Source organism: Magnetospirillum sp. ME-1, from assembly GCF_002105535.1.
Classification (GTDB): Bacteria; Pseudomonadota; Alphaproteobacteria; order Rhodospirillales; family Magnetospirillaceae; genus Phaeospirillum.
Genome location: NZ_CP015848.1, coordinates 1,607,290 through 1,620,818 on the forward strand (window position 1 = coordinate 1,607,290; position 13,529 = coordinate 1,620,818).

At 65.9% G+C, this 13,529-nt stretch carries 22 protein-coding genes; all 22 read left to right on the forward strand.

Annotation, left to right across the window (positions count from 1 at the left end; all coding sequences use genetic code 11):
* The first annotated feature begins 4 nt into the window (after window positions 1-4).
* The 22 genes from tmk to WV31_RS07540 all read left to right on the forward strand — a co-directional run bounded on the left by tmk (window position 5) and on the right by WV31_RS07540 (window position 13,527).
* Window positions 5-643: a dTMP kinase gene (gene tmk / locus WV31_RS07445; RefSeq protein ID WP_085372961.1), complete on the forward strand. Its 639-nt coding sequence runs from the start codon at window positions 5-7 to the stop codon at window positions 641-643.
* The gene (locus WV31_RS07450) at window positions 640-1,731 is read left to right on the forward strand and encodes a DNA polymerase III subunit delta' (protein ID WP_085372962.1); all 1,092 of its coding nucleotides are present in this window, start codon (window positions 640-642) and stop codon (window positions 1,729-1,731) included. The genes tmk and WV31_RS07450 overlap by 4 nt, the downstream gene beginning before the upstream one ends.
* 32 nt (window positions 1,732-1,763) lie before the next feature.
* A complete protein-coding gene (metG, locus tag WV31_RS07455) occupies window positions 1,764-3,314 on the forward strand; it encodes a methionine--tRNA ligase (protein WP_085372963.1) in 1,551 nt (516 codons plus the stop codon).
* Between the two features lies 1 nt (window position 3,315).
* Window positions 3,316-4,110 (forward strand): TatD family hydrolase, encoded by a 795-nt coding sequence (locus WV31_RS07460; protein ID WP_085372964.1) that lies wholly within the window; start codon window positions 3,316-3,318, stop codon window positions 4,108-4,110.
* Complete coding sequence (locus WV31_RS07465; protein WP_085372965.1) at window positions 4,107-4,880, forward strand: MBL fold metallo-hydrolase; 774 nt, start codon at window positions 4,107-4,109, stop codon at window positions 4,878-4,880. Before WV31_RS07460 ends, WV31_RS07465 begins: the two co-directional genes overlap by 4 nt.
* A complete protein-coding gene (gene nhaA / locus WV31_RS07470) occupies window positions 4,870-6,030 on the forward strand; it encodes a Na+/H+ antiporter NhaA (RefSeq protein WP_085372966.1) in 1,161 nt (386 codons plus the stop codon). Before WV31_RS07465 ends, nhaA begins: the two co-directional genes overlap by 11 nt.
* Window positions 6,031-6,463: 433 nt before the next feature.
* Complete coding sequence (locus WV31_RS07475) at window positions 6,464-6,829, forward strand: DUF736 family protein (protein ID WP_085375518.1); 366 nt, start codon at window positions 6,464-6,466, stop codon at window positions 6,827-6,829.
* Entirely contained in the window at window positions 6,829-7,038 is a 210-nt protein-coding gene (locus WV31_RS07480; protein ID WP_085372967.1) for a hypothetical protein, read from the forward strand. The genes WV31_RS07475 and WV31_RS07480 overlap by 1 nt, the downstream gene beginning before the upstream one ends.
* Window positions 7,022-7,327 (forward strand): hypothetical protein, encoded by a 306-nt coding sequence (locus tag WV31_RS07485; RefSeq protein ID WP_085372968.1) that lies wholly within the window; start codon window positions 7,022-7,024, stop codon window positions 7,325-7,327. The genes WV31_RS07480 and WV31_RS07485 overlap by 17 nt, the downstream gene beginning before the upstream one ends.
* The gene (locus WV31_RS07490; protein ID WP_085372969.1) at window positions 7,324-7,509 is read left to right on the forward strand and encodes a hypothetical protein; all 186 of its coding nucleotides are present in this window, start codon (window positions 7,324-7,326) and stop codon (window positions 7,507-7,509) included. Before WV31_RS07485 ends, WV31_RS07490 begins: the two co-directional genes overlap by 4 nt.
* A gap of 125 nt (window positions 7,510-7,634) precedes the next feature.
* A complete protein-coding gene (locus tag WV31_RS07495) occupies window positions 7,635-8,762 on the forward strand; it encodes a Rep protein (protein ID WP_237051536.1) in 1,128 nt (375 codons plus the stop codon).
* On the forward strand, window positions 8,755-8,934 hold the full coding sequence (locus WV31_RS21480) for a hypothetical protein (RefSeq protein ID WP_145980777.1): 180 nt from the start codon (window positions 8,755-8,757) through the stop codon (window positions 8,932-8,934). The genes WV31_RS07495 and WV31_RS21480 overlap by 8 nt, the downstream gene beginning before the upstream one ends.
* A complete protein-coding gene (locus tag WV31_RS07500; protein WP_085372971.1) occupies window positions 8,927-9,220 on the forward strand; it encodes a hypothetical protein in 294 nt (97 codons plus the stop codon). The genes WV31_RS21480 and WV31_RS07500 overlap by 8 nt, the downstream gene beginning before the upstream one ends.
* Window positions 9,217-9,657, forward strand: coding sequence for a hypothetical protein (locus WV31_RS07505; protein ID WP_085372972.1), 441 nt, complete (start codon window positions 9,217-9,219; stop codon window positions 9,655-9,657). Before WV31_RS07500 ends, WV31_RS07505 begins: the two co-directional genes overlap by 4 nt.
* Window positions 9,648-10,247, forward strand: a complete 600-nt coding sequence (locus tag WV31_RS07510) for a hypothetical protein (RefSeq protein WP_085372973.1) — start codon at window positions 9,648-9,650, stop codon at window positions 10,245-10,247. The genes WV31_RS07505 and WV31_RS07510 overlap by 10 nt, the downstream gene beginning before the upstream one ends.
* A 33-nt stretch (window positions 10,248-10,280) precedes the next feature.
* Window positions 10,281-10,442 carry a hypothetical protein gene (locus WV31_RS21990; RefSeq protein WP_168185868.1) on the forward strand — a complete coding sequence of 54 codons (162 nt, stop codon included), beginning with the start codon at window positions 10,281-10,283 and terminating at the stop codon, window positions 10,440-10,442.
* Between the two features lie 16 nt (window positions 10,443-10,458).
* Window positions 10,459-11,472 (forward strand): hypothetical protein, encoded by a 1,014-nt coding sequence (locus WV31_RS07515; RefSeq protein WP_085372974.1) that lies wholly within the window; start codon window positions 10,459-10,461, stop codon window positions 11,470-11,472.
* Window positions 11,473-11,482: 10 nt separating this feature from the next.
* Window positions 11,483-11,821, forward strand: coding sequence for a hypothetical protein (locus WV31_RS07520; RefSeq protein ID WP_085372975.1), 339 nt, complete (start codon window positions 11,483-11,485; stop codon window positions 11,819-11,821).
* A 4-nt stretch (window positions 11,822-11,825) separates the two neighbouring features.
* Window positions 11,826-12,212 carry a hypothetical protein gene (locus WV31_RS07525; RefSeq protein ID WP_085372976.1) on the forward strand — a complete coding sequence of 129 codons (387 nt, stop codon included), beginning with the start codon at window positions 11,826-11,828 and terminating at the stop codon, window positions 12,210-12,212.
* Window positions 12,209-12,568 carry a hypothetical protein gene (locus WV31_RS07530; RefSeq protein ID WP_085372977.1) on the forward strand — a complete coding sequence of 120 codons (360 nt, stop codon included), beginning with the start codon at window positions 12,209-12,211 and terminating at the stop codon, window positions 12,566-12,568. Before WV31_RS07525 ends, WV31_RS07530 begins: the two co-directional genes overlap by 4 nt.
* Window positions 12,565-12,915: a hypothetical protein gene (locus WV31_RS07535; RefSeq protein WP_085372978.1), complete on the forward strand. Its 351-nt coding sequence runs from the start codon at window positions 12,565-12,567 to the stop codon at window positions 12,913-12,915. The genes WV31_RS07530 and WV31_RS07535 overlap by 4 nt, the downstream gene beginning before the upstream one ends.
* Before the next feature lie 3 nt (window positions 12,916-12,918).
* On the forward strand, window positions 12,919-13,527 hold the full coding sequence (locus tag WV31_RS07540; protein ID WP_085372979.1) for a hypothetical protein: 609 nt from the start codon (window positions 12,919-12,921) through the stop codon (window positions 13,525-13,527).
* The last annotated feature ends 2 nt before the right edge of the window (window positions 13,528-13,529 follow it).

The window sequence follows — 13,529 nt, forward strand, 5'->3', positions numbered from 1 at the left end:
CGCCATGGAGACGGCCCGCGGGCGCTTCATCACCTTCGAAGGAGGGGAGGGGGCGGGCAAGTCCACCCAGGTCCGCCTGCTGGCCGAATCCTTGCGCGACGAGGGCCTGATGGTGGTCACCACCCGCGAACCCGGCGGCTCGACCGGCGCCGAGGCCATTCGCGCCCTGCTGGTGGAGGGCGACACTACGCGCTGGGACGGGGTGACCGAGGCCTTGCTCCACTTCGCGGCGCGCCGCGACCATCTGGTCAAGACCGTGTGGCCGGCGCTCGAGCGCGGCGCCTGGGTGATCTCGGATCGCTTCGCCGATTCGACGCTGGCCTATCAGGGCTTCGGCCACGGCCTCGACCCGGACGTCATCGCCAGCCTCTACCGCGTCGCTGTGGGCCATTTCGCCCCCGACCTCACCCTGGTGCTCGATCTGCCGGTGGAAAAAGGCCTCGAGCGGGCAGGAGCACGCGGCGGGGCCGAGGACCGTTACGAGCGCATGGGCTTGGGCTTTCACCAGCGCCTGCGCCAGGGGTTCTTAGGCATAGCCGCCTCCAATCCCATGCGCTGTGCCGTCATCGACGCCACCCGCTCGCCCGACGAGGTCCATGGCGACATCATGGCGACGGTACGGGCGCGGCTGCCGGTGCCATGACCGAGAGCCCGCATCCGCGCGAAACCGCCGAGTTGTTCGGCCACGGGACGGCCGAAACGGCTCTGCTGGACGCCTGGAATTCGGGGCGCCTCGCCCATGCCTGGCTGCTGTGCGGTCCCAAGGGCATCGGCAAGGCGACCCTGGCCTACCGCTTCGCCCGCTTCGTGCTGGCCGGCGGCGGGGACGGGGGCGGGCTGTTCGGCGACGCGCCCAGCACCCTGGAGATCCGCCCCGATCATCCGGTGTTCCGCCGCATCGCCGCCCGGGGCCACGCCGATCTGGAAGCGGTGGAGCGCGGCTGGGCCGATGACAAGAAGAGCAAGCTCAAATCCGAGATCGTGGTCGAGGACGTGCGCGGCATCGGCCACTTCATGTCGCTGACCCCGGCCGAGGGCGGCTGGCGGGTGGTGATCATCGATTCCGCCGACGAAATGAACCGCAACGCCGCCAATGCGGTGCTGAAGGTTCTGGAAGAACCGCCGCGCAACGCCTTGATGTTGCTGGTGTCCCATTCTCCCGGCCGCTTGCTGCCCACCATCCGGTCCCGCTGCCGCCGCCTGATGCTCCAGCCGCTGGGTGAAGAGGTGGTGGCCGACCTTCTGACCCGCCAGCGACCCGAACTGGGTCCCACCGAAGTGGCCGCCCTGGCCAGGCTGGGGGAGGGCAGCATCGGCAAGGCGCTGGCCCTGGCCGACGAGGGCGGGCTCGACCTCTACCGCGAATTGCTGGAGCTGCTGCACGGCCTGCCGCGCCTCGACGTGCCTGCGCTGCACGCCTTCGGCGACAAGGTGGCGCGGCCCGAGAACGACGGATCATTCCGCACCGTCACCGAATTGCTGGGCTGGTGGCTGGCCCGCCTGATCCGCGCCGGCGGCCGCAAGGGGGCGGGAATGGCCGAGGTGGTGGCGGGTGAGGGTGCCCTGATGGAGCGCCTGCTGGCGGCGGCCAGCCTTGAACATTGGCTGGAGGTGTGGGAAAAGATCACCACCCTGTTCGCCCGCACCGAAGCGGTCCATCTCGACCGCAAGCAGGCCGTTCTCGGCGCCTTCATGGCGGTCGAACGCCTCGCCCGCCAGGGTTCGCGATAGCTGGCAACACATTGATTTAGCGGAGCATTCCCATGACCGGGGCCGGGACCTTCTACGTCACCACGCCGATCTACTACGTCAACGACAAGCCCCATATCGGCCACGCCTACACCACGCTGGCCTGCGACGTGCTGGCGCGCTTCAAGCGCCTCGACGGCTTCGACGTCAAGTTCCTGACCGGCACCGACGAGCACGGCCAGAAGGTGGAAAAGTCGGCCGAGACCTTCGGCATGAGCCCCCAAGCCCTGGCCGACCAGAATTCCGCCAATTTCCGCGAACTGGCCAAGATCCTGGGCTGCACCAACGACGATTTCATCCGCACCACCGAGGAGCGCCACAAGAAGGCCTGCCAGGCCCTGTGGGACAAGCTGGTGGCCAAGGGCGACATCTATCTCGGCGCCTATGAGGGCTGGTACTCGGTGCGCGACGAGGCCTTCTACGCCGAGGACGAACTGGTCAAGGGCGAGGGCGGCGCCAAGCTGGCGCCCACCGGCGCACCGGTGGAGTGGGTGAAGGAGCCCAGCTATTTCTTCCGCCTGTCGGCCTTCCAGGACCGCCTGCTCAAGTGGTACGAGGACAACCCCGATTGCGTGGCGCCCCAGTCCCGCCGCAACGAGGTGATGAGCTTCGTGCGTGGCGGGCTGCAGGACCTGTCGGTGTCGCGCACCAGCTTCAAGTGGGGCATCCCGGTGCCCGGCGACGATTCCCACATCATGTATGTCTGGCTGGACGCGCTGACCAACTACATCACCGCGGTGGGCTATCCCGACACCTCCGGGGATTTCGCCAGGTACTGGCCCAATTCCCTCCATATGGTGGGCAAGGACATCGTCCGCTTCCACGCCGTCTACTGGCCGGCCTTCCTGATGGCCGCCGACCTGGCGCCGCCCCGGCGGGTCTTCGCCCACGGCTGGTGGACCAACGAGGGCCAGAAGATCTCCAAGTCGCTGGGCAACGTCATCGATCCGCTGGAACTGATCGAGACCTACGGCCTGGATCAGGTGCGCTACTTCCTGCTGCGCGAGGTGCCGTTCGGTAATGACGGCGACTTCTCGCGCCGTGCCATGATGGGCCGCATGAACAGCGAACTGGCCAACGATTACGGCAATCTGGTCCAGCGCTCGCTGTCCATGATCGGCAAGAATTGCGCAGGCGTCACGCCCGCCCATACTCCCGACACCGACGATGACAAGGCCATGCTGGGCGCGGCCTACGCCATGCTGGACAAGGTCCGCGACGCCATCGACCGCCAGATGTACCACGAGGCCATCGAGGCCATCTGGGTTGTCATCCGCGCCGGCAATGGCTATGTGGACAAGCAGGCGCCCTGGGCGCTGAAGAAGACCGATCCCGCCCGCATGGGCACGGTGCTGTGGGTGTTGGCCGAGACCATCCGCTCGGTGGCGCTGTTGACCCAGCCGTTCATGCCGGCGGCGTCGGCCCGCATCCTCGACCAGCTTGCCGTGCCCGAGGATGAGCGCAGCTTCGCCTTCTTCGGCCCCGGCCATGCCCTCAGGGAAGGCATCACCCTGCCGGCGCCTCAGGGCGTGTTCCCGCGCCATGTGGAAGAGGCTTCCGCCTGACATGCTGGTCGACAGCCATTGCCATCTGGATTTCCCCGACTTCGCCGATGATCTCGACGGCGTGGTCGGTCGCGCCCAAGCCGCCGGGGTCGGGGTGCTGCTGACCATCGGCACCCACGTCACCCGCTACGAGCAGGTGGTCCGGGTGGCCGAGCGCTTCGACAACGTCTGGGCCAGCGTCGGCATCCACCCGCACGAGGCGGGCGTGGCGCCCTATGCCGATCTCGACACGCTGTTGCGTCTGGCCGAGCACCCCAAGGTGGTGGCGCTGGGCGAAACCGGCCTGGATTATTACTACGACAAGAGCCCCCGCGACCGGCAGCGGGATTCGTTCCGCGTCCATATCGAGGCAGCGCGCAGAACGGGTTTGCCGGTGATCGTCCATACCCGCGACGCCGACGACGATACCGGGGCGATTCTGGCCGAGGAGATGGGGAAGGGGGCCTTCACCGGTCTGGTCCATTGCTTCAGTTCCGGTCCCGACTTCGCTGAAAAGGCTGTGAAATTGGGCCTTTTCATCTCGGCCTCGGGGATCATGACCTTCAAGACCGCCGACATCTTGCGCGACACCCTGGCGGGCGTGCCGCTGGACCGTCTGCTGGTGGAGACCGACGCCCCCTATCTGGCGCCGATCCCCTATCGCGGCAAGCGCAATGAACCGGCCTACGTGGCCCACACCGCCGCCAAACTGGCCGAGGTCAAGGGCGTGACCATGGCCGAGGTGGAAGCCGCCACCACCGACAATTTCCATCGCCTGTTCAAGAAGGTGTCGGCATCCGGGGTAACGCGGCCATGAAGGTCACCATCCTCGGCTGTGGCGGCGCCGCCGGCGTTCCGACCATCTCCGGAGGATGGGGCGCCTGTGATCCGGCCAATCCGCGCAACCGCCGCCTGCGGTCCTCCATCCTGGTGGAGGAGGGCGATACCCGCATCCTGGTGGACACCTCGCCCGACCTGCGCGACCAACTGCTGGCGGCCGGAGTGCGCAGTGTCGATGCGGTCATCTACACCCACGACCATGCCGACCATTTGCACGGGATCGACGACCTGCGCGAAATCAACCGCGCCACCCGCCGGTGGCTGCCGGTTTGGGGCGATGGGGAAACGCTGCGGACGGCGCAAATCCGCTTTCCCTATGCCTTCGAACCGCTGGAGGACATGGGCGAATTCATCTACCGGCCGCTGCTGGAAGCCCACGAGATCACCGGGCCGTTCCGCGTCGGGGCAATCGAGGTGATGCCCTTCGACCAGGACCACGGCTATTGCCGCACGCTCGGCCTGCGCTTCGGCGGCGTGGCCTACAGCACCGACGTGGTCGATCTGCCGGATGAGTCATTCGAGGCGCTGCAAGGCATCGACACCTGGATCATCGGCTGTCTGGTGGATTATCCCCATCAGACCCACGCCCATGTGGCCAAGGCCCTGGAATGGATCGAGCGCGTCGCCCCACGGCGCGCCTACATCACCCATATGGGCTCGCGCCTGGATTACGAGGCGGTGCGCCGCGCCGTTCCGGATCACGTGACGCCGGCCCATGACGGGTTGGTCATTGAAGATGGCCGCTGAGCCTCCATTCTCGGCATTCAAAGACTTCCTTCGCGGTGAAGCGGTGGGCGGCGTCATTCTGATGATTGCCGCATCCCTGGCGCTGATCATCGCCAATTCGCCGGTGGCGGGCCTGTATTTCGGCGCCTTGCAGGCCAAGGTCCTGGGGATGACCCTGGAGCATTGGGTCAATGACGGGCTGATGGCGGTATTCTTTCTGCTGGTTGGCCTGGAAATCAAACGCGAGGTCCTGGGAGGGCAGTTGCGGACCTGGCCACAGCGGGTTCTGCCGGGCCTGGGGGCCTTGGGCGGCATGGCCGCGCCAGCCCTGGTCTACCTGGCCTTCAATGCCCAATCAGCCGAAACCATCCGGGGCTGGGCCATTCCCACGGCCACCGACATTGCCTTTGCCTTGGGAATCCTCGCCTTGCTGGGCTCTCGGGTGCCTTTTTCGCTCAAGGTTTTCCTGACGGCCCTGGCCATCATCGACGACCTTGGCGCCGTGCTGATCATCGCGCTGTTCTATACCGCGGATCTTTCGCTGCCGGCTTTGGGCGCGGCGGCGCTCTTGCTGGGAGGGCTGATGGCGCTGAACCGGTTCGGCGTGACCAGACTATGGCCTTATCTGCTTCTGGGGGCGGGGCTCTGGTCCGCCACGCTGCTTTCAGGCATCCATGCGACCATCGCCGGCGTGGCGCTGGCTCTGACCATTCCCATGGACAATGCCGAAGGCGAGGCGCATTCGCCGTTGCATCGCCTCGAGCATGGCCTGGCCAAGTGGGTCGGCTTCGTCATCGTTCCGGTGTTCGGCTTCGCCAATGCCGGAGTGTCCTTTGGCGGAATGAATGCTGCAACCATCCTGGGGCCGTTACCCGTGGGCATTACTCTTGGATTGTTTCTCGGCAAGCAATTGGGCGTCTTCGGTACCGTCTGGGCGGCAATTCGCTTCGGACTGGCCCAGCGCCCCGTTGGCGCCAGCATGGCTCAGCTTTACGCAACCGCCGCGCTGTGCGGGATTGGCTTCACCATGAGCCTGTTCATCGGCGGGCTGGCATTCGGTGGACATCCCGAGGCTTCGGATGCCGTGAAAGTCGGGGTTTTGGCGGGTTCCGGGCTTTCCGCCGTTCTGGGAGCCGCCATCTTCCTGAGGTGCGGACGTTCGTCGTCATAATATACAAAGAGGTGCAATCGGCTGCACGATGTTCGCTGATTGTGCTAAACGGCTCTATCCAGTAACAATGAATAACTAGCGCGTTGATTGTGGCAAGACTATGGCTGCAATCGCGCAATGCTGCGTGAAATCTTCTAGAGTTTCACGGAGCTTTACATCGCAAGATGTAGTATCGCACTACAATTATTGCGCCAATACTCCCCACACACAACATCTTGACGCCCCACCATTACTTGTGGCTGCTTTGTCGGCGTCACACAAGTTTTGCCCATCGTGGTTCCTTGGCGGGTTGCGCGATGGGATTTTGGGGCCGGAAGGCTTCATGGGGTCGGGAAGGGCAAAACGTTCGACCCGACCCCAAAACCAGAACCCGCCAAGGACCGGCCGCAGGCCGGGCCGCCAGATGACCCGCCAAGGAAAGGAACCCGTCATCATGAAGACCAATCGACTGATCATCGGCGCCGATGGCAACGGCGAGGGCAACTACACCTCGTTGCGCCAGTCCATCACCTTCCTGTTCGAGAAGAACCCTGACCACAAGGCCACCGACAGCAACAGCCCGTCCCATCTGGTCCACCTGAAGGGCAACGGCGGCGCGTTCGAAGCGGGCGCGGCCTGGACCAAGACGGTGCAGGAAGGCCCCAACCGGGGCGCCAAGTTCTTCTCGTTCTCGGTGGACGATCCCAGCTTTGACACGCCGCTGAACCTGACCGCCTTCGTGCTGGTCAAGGCCAAGGACAAGGACGACTGCACCGAATACGAGGTGGTGTGGCGCCGCCCCCGCCGGGATGCCGCGTGATGAAGGCCGGGGAGTGGTTCTATCTGGCGATGGGGTGGAAGGCCAAGGTTGAGGCTCGGGGCGTCGGCGTGATGCTGACCGTTGAGCGCTTCGGGTTCGGTCATAACATCGCCGTGGATGCGGGGACCGCAATCATGCTCTCGGAGATGATTGTAGCCGAAGCGGTCAAGGCACAGCGTGCGGGGGGCGGCCATGAGCGCCTACCTTAGGCGCTTTCAGGAGGAGGGGCCGGAGCGATCCGGCCTTATCCTTTTCGACGCCCACGCCCCCCATGAGAACGCTGTGTGGGGCATGCGCGTTTCCCAGGCCGGGAAAGAGGCCCTGGTCGCCATCGGCCCCGTGCCGCGCTACGGCCAGCCCGACACCATCATTCCCATGACCACCTTCTGGGCGAACTGCGCCGATATCGCCACCATCGCCCACTTCATGCAGGTCCTCATGCCGGGGCCTGCGCGGGACAGCTACGAGCTCATGCTGCGCGGACAGGTGAAACGGTGACATCCCGCAGCAAGACGGCGTCCAGTCGCATCCGCAAGGTGACTGTCACCGTTGCCAAGGGGCTGTCCCTGAAGGATGGCCGCGCCGCCGCCTACCGGGCCGCAAGGCGCAAGGCCGGGCGCGGCTATGACTGCCGCGCCATCGGCTACGACCCCAATACCGGGAAGGGGTGGACCCTGTGACCCCTCTCGGGAACATCGGGAACATCGCAAGTAATGTAACCCCCCCCCTCTCCAACGGGGAGGGGGCTCCCCTGGCTGAACCTATCCGCCGGCTCAAGTGGCGCCTCCGCGACCACGCCGGGCGGATGCTTCCCAAGCAGTCCATTCCTGGCCTGGATGGCGTCACCCGTGAGCGCCTGCACCGGGTGGCTCGATGTGGCCGCCACATCCTCGGCGGACAGGTGGCCGTGGTGGCGGGGGAGGGCGGCGCCCGGTTCCTCGGCCTGGAAACCTGCGGTTCCGTGTGGCTGTGCCCGGTCTGCTCGTCCAAGATCGCCGAGCATCGTCGCGCAGACATCGAATCCATGTTGACGGCCCATTGCGCGGGCCAGCGGCGGCGGTTCACCAAGGCCCCTGGCGACATCTGGGGCGGGGCCTGGGAAACTTATCAGGCGGACCCCGGAGCGGTCTACATGGCCACCTTCACCGTGCCCCATGGCCGGTGGGATAGCCTGGAACGCCTGCGCGACGACGTGGCCGAATGCTGGCGCCGCGTGCAGCGTGGGGCGGCCTGGGCGCGTCTCAAGGCCCGCTGCGGCATCGTGGGCGTGATCCGGGCCATGGAACTGACCCACGGCGCCAACGGCTGGCATCCCCATCTGCATGTGCTGATCCTGGCAAAGCCGGGGGCATGCGTCGAAATGACCCTGCGCCATGCCCTGTACGCCCGCTGGGCGGCCTTCGTCGACAAGATGGGCTTGGGGGTGGTGTCGGAAACCCATGGGGTGGACCTGTACCGCGCCCATTCCGTCCAAGCCGCAGGGGACTACGTCGCCAAGTGGGGCTGCGACGCAGAGTTGACCAAGTGGCACGTCAAGAAGGGGAGGGGAAAGAACCGCTCTCCCTGGCAATTGCTGGCCGCCGCCGCCGAGGGCGACGTTGAGGCCCGCATCCGGTGGCGCGAGTTCGCCGCCGTCATGCCGGGGACGTGCCACATCACCATGAGCCACGGCTTGCGCGACCTGTACTTGGACGGTCCCGACCTGTCTGACGCCGAGATCGCCGCCATGGAGCATGGCATAGACCCCGCCGAGATCGTGCGGAACACCGGGGAAACCATTGTCGGGCATATCCGGCGGGGCGTGTGGGTCCGCGTCATGCGGGCCGGCCTTGCCGTGGACGTGCTGGAAGCCGTGGAAACGGGCGGGTGGGCCGCCGCCCTTTCCATGCTGGTGGATCGTGGCCTAGCACTGAGGAGGGCCAGCGATGGCTAAGGGGAGGTACAGGCTGTACAGCCTTGATCCCGTTGAAGAGATCGCCAGCGGGACCAAGCGGGAAATGCTGAACATGATGCGGACCAAGGCCAGCGGTTCGTTCACCGTTTCGACCGAGGAGCCCAAGCCGGTTCCGGTGGTCGATGAATGGGAGGAAGAGGGCAATGGCTGACGAAGAGAAGGGGAGGGTGCTGGGGCATGGCCCGTGCCCGAATTGCGGCCACAGCGCCGCCTACAAGGTCAACAAGAAGGGCCACCTGTACGTCTACTGCACGGTCGAGGGCGATGGCGGGTGTCATACCGGGTCGCAGTCCCGCTCGGCCAGCGGCGACAAGCACCTTGCGAAGAGGATCGCGAAATGGACCAAGGCGGAGGACCGCAAGAAGTACCTCGGCGAGGCCGCCGCCCCCGCCGAACAGCCGAAAAAGTCAATCTGGGACATGGAGATCAAGCTATGAGCGCCGATGAACTGAACACGTTACGTGCGGAAGTGGCTGTCGAAGCGGCCGCCGAGGTCGAGGCGGCGGTGCCCGCCCCCGAGCCGCCCCCCGTGGCCGAGGAAGGCTTGGTGTCCGCCATGGGCATGATGGTCAAGGGGCTGTCTGGCCCCCTGTGCCGCCGCGCCAACGTCACCGGCCTGGATGACGCTGAGGCGGCCATGATGGGGGCGGCCATCGCCCAACTGGTCACCGTCTACGATATCGGCCCCAAGGACCCCAAGGGCGCCGCCTGGATGGGCTTCGGTATGGCCGCCATCGGCATTCTGGGCAATCGCCGCCCCCTGGCGCCGCCGCAGGAGATCGCCGCCCAGCCGGTGGACGCTCCGCCGCCGCCCGCCTTCGGCCAGCCGGGGCAGGTGTCCTTGTCGCCCTTGGACGCCATGCCGTGCGCCTAGATGCGGCTGATATCCGCTTGTGCCTGGGCAAGAGCGGGTCGGGGAAAAGCACCCTGGCCCGCTCGTGGGTCACCAAGGAAAAGCGGGTGCTGATCTTCGACCCCAACGGCGAAGATGCGTGGGCCAAGGGGGCTGTGGTCACCGAGGATCGCGCCGAACTGGTGGAACTGGTGAGCAAGCCGGGCCGCGTCCGCATCTGCTGGCGCGGTGTCATGACGGGCGGGGAGGGGGCTTTCGAGTTCGCCAACCGCTGCGCCTGGGCGGGCGAAGACATGTTCGTGGTGTGGGATGAGGTGGACCGCTTCACCGATCCCATGAAGCTTCCGCCGGTGGCTGACAACCTCGTCCAGGCGGGCCGTCACCGGGGGCTGCATATCATCGCCTGTTCCCGTCGCCCGTACCGCATGAACCGCACCCTGACCGCCCTGGCGACCCGCATGGCGATCTTCCGCACCACCGAGCCCCGCGACCTGCGTTACTTCGGGGATTACGTGGGGGAGGCCGCGAGCCAGCTTCCTACGTTACGTGATTATCACGCTCTGGATTGGGTCGAGGCGGGCGTGTCGGTGAAAAAATCGCCGTTCCGCTAAAATTCCTGCCTCCGCACGTAACGTATACGTTACGTGGATGCAGCCACCACATATGGTGTGGCAACCCGGTTGACACAGTGTTTCAACAGTCAACTGGGGGACCCCCATATGAGCGTTTCCGGTATCGCCAAGATCGCCGCTGGCGTGATCGTCGGCATGATCGCCTACGAAAAGTTCGTTCGCGGCAAGATCTGATTGGAGGGACGCTGATATGCCCTCCAATCCCACCCTGCACAAGCGCAAGCTCGGCCAAATCCGGTTCACCGCCGGTGGCCGCGAAAGCCTGGAACTGGACAAGAACGGCGTGCTGCTGCGCTTGTTCCTGCGCCTGCGCTACACCGTCACCAACGGCGCCACCGGCCCCGTGGGGCCGCTGTTCCAGACCCTGGCCCGCCTGATCAACCGGGTGGAAATCCTGGCCGGTGGCCGGGACATGGTCCAGTCGGTGCCCGGCTACTTCCTGGCCGAACGCGCCTTCCTCGAGAACAAGGGCATTCCCGCTCTCGGCATGGGCGCCACGGTGGTCACCACCAACAGCGCCGTCACCAGCTACGACATTTGCCTGCCGGTGGACTTCACCCTGCCGCTCGGCCGTCGCGAGGATGACTGCGCCCTGGACACGTCCAGCCTGTCGCAGCTGTCGGTGATCGTCACCTGGGGCAAGACCGATGCGTCGGACCTGTTCACCACCCCGAACAGCGCCGCCATCTCCAACGTCTCCCTGGACGTCGAAGGCCACTACATCGCCAACCCCATGCGTGCCGCCAACGGCCAGCCCGTTTCCGGCCGCACCGGCAAGCCCTATCTGGTGCGCCAGCTGGACTACACCGAGGTGGATATCTCGGCGTCGAACACCGCCTTCGCCACCATTCTGGACAGCCGCACCGGCCTGCTGGTGACGTCGTTCCTGATGGTGCAGCTGGCTGACAACGTCGGCTCCGACGCCGTCGTCAACAGCCTGCGCATGGAGGCGGCCAGCTTCGTCTACGCCCTTCAGGATGCGCAGTTCATCCGGGCCGCCAACGTGCGTGATCTGGAGCTGGTGGGCGGCGCCAACCATACCGGCGTGCTGTACCTGGACCCGCGTCTGGACGGCTCCGTGATCAACGCCATCAACACGGCCGAGCTTCAGGGCGACCTGAAGGCGATCATGGACGTCACCAAGACGGGCACCAACTGCAAGCTCGCGATCCAGCGCGAGGCCATTCGCCCCCTGATCCTGTAGGGGGTGCGGCATGGACCCGGACATTCTCGATCCGGCGTGGCTTGACGGAGTGCTGGGGGCGGGTGACGCCTCCAGCACCTCAACCGATGAGGGGGGCAGCATGCCCGACTGGCTTGATAGCGTCCTGGGTACCGTTGGCGATGTGGCGAACACCGCAGGCGGCGTCCTGGGGGGCATCTACACTCAGCAGCAGCAGGCCAAGGCTGCCCAGGAACAGCGGGCCTATCTTGCCCAGCTGGCTCAGACCAACACCATCCTCGGCTCTCAGAGCAACCGGCAGGCCCTCTACATCGGGGCCGCGCTGGTGATGATGCTGTTGCTGCTGCGCCAGACCGCCCAGAACAGGTGACCCCATGGCGATCCTTGGCGGTGACAGCTCCTCATCAAGTTCGTCCATCGCGTCGAACCAGATTTCATTCAACCCCATCATCACGGCCCTGACCGGCACGGGAAGCACTACGCCCACCGTCACGGCGCCGCAAAGCCTCACCCCGACGTCAACGGCCAATGCCTATGACGGCGCGGACAGTCTGAGCCTCCCCACGTCGCTGGGCGGCCTGGGAAGCCTCGGGAGGTCCGCTCAGGGGGCCATCGGCGCGGGCCAGACCATCCCCGGCGTCACCACTGATCCCAACGCGGTTCAGCTGGGGGTCAAGACCAACCCTCAGACCATGATCTGGGTGTTGCTGTTCGGCGGCTTCGCCCTGGTCATGCTGACCGGCGGCGGGGGGCGGCGGTGATTACCTTCGAAATCCCCGCCGCGTTCGATGCGGCCACCGTGGCGCCTGCCGTGCCCGGTGGCCGTGTCGATCTGCTGCGGGATGTCACCGGCGTGTATGTCAAACGGGATGACGTACAAATCGGGGCCATGGCCGTCGCCATGGCCGATGACGGCTTTGGCCGGGACCTGTTCATTCGGGCTCTCGCCGGTCGTGATCCCGACCTGGTTAAATCTGCCGATCAATTCGTGCGGGCGGCGGTGATCGCCGGTGGCTTTGACGGGGCGCGGGCCTTCACGATCCGTCCAGGAGCCATGCGCCACCTTGAGCGCCTCGGCTGGCAAGAGATCGGGCGCTACTACCGGCTGGTCCCATGAGTGACCCTTTCGAGAGCGGCGGCGGCGGCGGATCGTCCAGTAGCTCGACGGCCTCCAACGACGTGACCGTCAACGTCACGGTGGACAACACCGACGTCGCCAAGGCGCTGACCATGGCGGCCGAGGCTCAAGCCCAGGCTCAGACCACCAGTGCGGCGGTCAACGCCGAGGCCATCAAGGCAGTGGCCGCCGGGATCGCCGCCACGGCGGTCAAGTCGGTGCAGGCCATTCAGGACAACACCAAGGCCACCCTGGACGCCTACGCGGCCCATGTGGATGGCGGTTCCAAGGCAACCATCATCGCCGCCCTGATCGGGGCTGCTGCGGTGATCTACCACAAGAGGTGATCCATGGGTTTCGCGCGCGGCCCCATCTTCCAGCTTGTCCCCATTGACCTGACCTCGGCCGGGTCCAAGACCTTTCACGATGTGGCGGGCGTTGTCTCGTTCGTCCGCGCCGAAGACGCGGGAAAGGCCGAGGTGCTGGGCGCCAAGGTGTCCGTCATGCTGGGCGACGTGGTCATGGACCCGGTGCCCCTGACCACCAACAGCATCATCCGCATTCGCAAGACGGTGTCCCTGTGCAAGTTCACCTGGGATGCCCAGCCGGGCGTGACCGCCTATATCCTGGTGGCGCCCGACGAAGATGTGATGATCCACTCCCCGCCGTCGCGCCAACTGGTCACGCAGTCCATGGCCTCCGCCCTGGCGGCCTCGGCGGCCAGTATTGGCACCTCGCCGGCCCTCCTGGCGGCGGCCAATGGCTCGCGCCAGAAGCTGACCATCAAGAACAACTCCGCCTCGGCCACCCTCTATCTGGGGGAAGGAAATTCCGTCACCACGGCCAGCGGCTTTCCGCTGGGGCCGGGGGAGGGGTTCACCTTCGAAGGGACCACCGGCGCGGTGTGGGCCATCGCCAGCGCAGCCGCCACCGATGTGCGCATCCTGGCGGAGGGCTGACC

Coding starts and splice junctions, on each gene's coding strand:
- WV31_RS07485 (WP_085372968.1), top strand. CDS start 7,022: ATGAGCGCCTACCTTAGGCGCTTTCAGGAGGAGGGGCCGGAGCGATCC.
- WV31_RS07540 (WP_085372979.1), top strand. CDS start 12,919: ATGGGTTTCGCGCGCGGCCCCATCTTCCAGCTTGTCCCCATTGACCTG.
- WV31_RS07520 (WP_085372975.1), top strand. CDS start 11,483: ATGGACCCGGACATTCTCGATCCGGCGTGGCTTGACGGAGTGCTGGGG.
- WV31_RS21480 (WP_145980777.1), top strand. CDS start 8,755: ATGGCTAAGGGGAGGTACAGGCTGTACAGCCTTGATCCCGTTGAAGAG.
- WV31_RS07495 (WP_237051536.1), top strand. CDS start 7,635: ATGCTTCCCAAGCAGTCCATTCCTGGCCTGGATGGCGTCACCCGTGAG.
- metG (WP_085372963.1), top strand. CDS start 1,764: ATGACCGGGGCCGGGACCTTCTACGTCACCACGCCGATCTACTACGTC.
- WV31_RS07480 (WP_085372967.1), top strand. CDS start 6,829: ATGAAGGCCGGGGAGTGGTTCTATCTGGCGATGGGGTGGAAGGCCAAG.
- tmk (WP_085372961.1), top strand. CDS start 5: ATGGAGACGGCCCGCGGGCGCTTCATCACCTTCGAAGGAGGGGAGGGG.
- WV31_RS07535 (WP_085372978.1), top strand. CDS start 12,565: ATGAGTGACCCTTTCGAGAGCGGCGGCGGCGGCGGATCGTCCAGTAGC.
- WV31_RS07500 (WP_085372971.1), top strand. CDS start 8,927: ATGGCTGACGAAGAGAAGGGGAGGGTGCTGGGGCATGGCCCGTGCCCG.
- WV31_RS07460 (WP_085372964.1), top strand. CDS start 3,316: ATGCTGGTCGACAGCCATTGCCATCTGGATTTCCCCGACTTCGCCGAT.
- nhaA (WP_085372966.1), top strand. CDS start 4,870: ATGGCCGCTGAGCCTCCATTCTCGGCATTCAAAGACTTCCTTCGCGGT.
- WV31_RS07525 (WP_085372976.1), top strand. CDS start 11,826: ATGGCGATCCTTGGCGGTGACAGCTCCTCATCAAGTTCGTCCATCGCG.
- WV31_RS07505 (WP_085372972.1), top strand. CDS start 9,217: ATGAGCGCCGATGAACTGAACACGTTACGTGCGGAAGTGGCTGTCGAA.
- WV31_RS07450 (WP_085372962.1), top strand. CDS start 640: ATGACCGAGAGCCCGCATCCGCGCGAAACCGCCGAGTTGTTCGGCCAC.
- WV31_RS07475 (WP_085375518.1), top strand. CDS start 6,464: ATGAAGACCAATCGACTGATCATCGGCGCCGATGGCAACGGCGAGGGC.
- WV31_RS07515 (WP_085372974.1), top strand. CDS start 10,459: ATGCCCTCCAATCCCACCCTGCACAAGCGCAAGCTCGGCCAAATCCGG.
- WV31_RS07465 (WP_085372965.1), top strand. CDS start 4,107: ATGAAGGTCACCATCCTCGGCTGTGGCGGCGCCGCCGGCGTTCCGACC.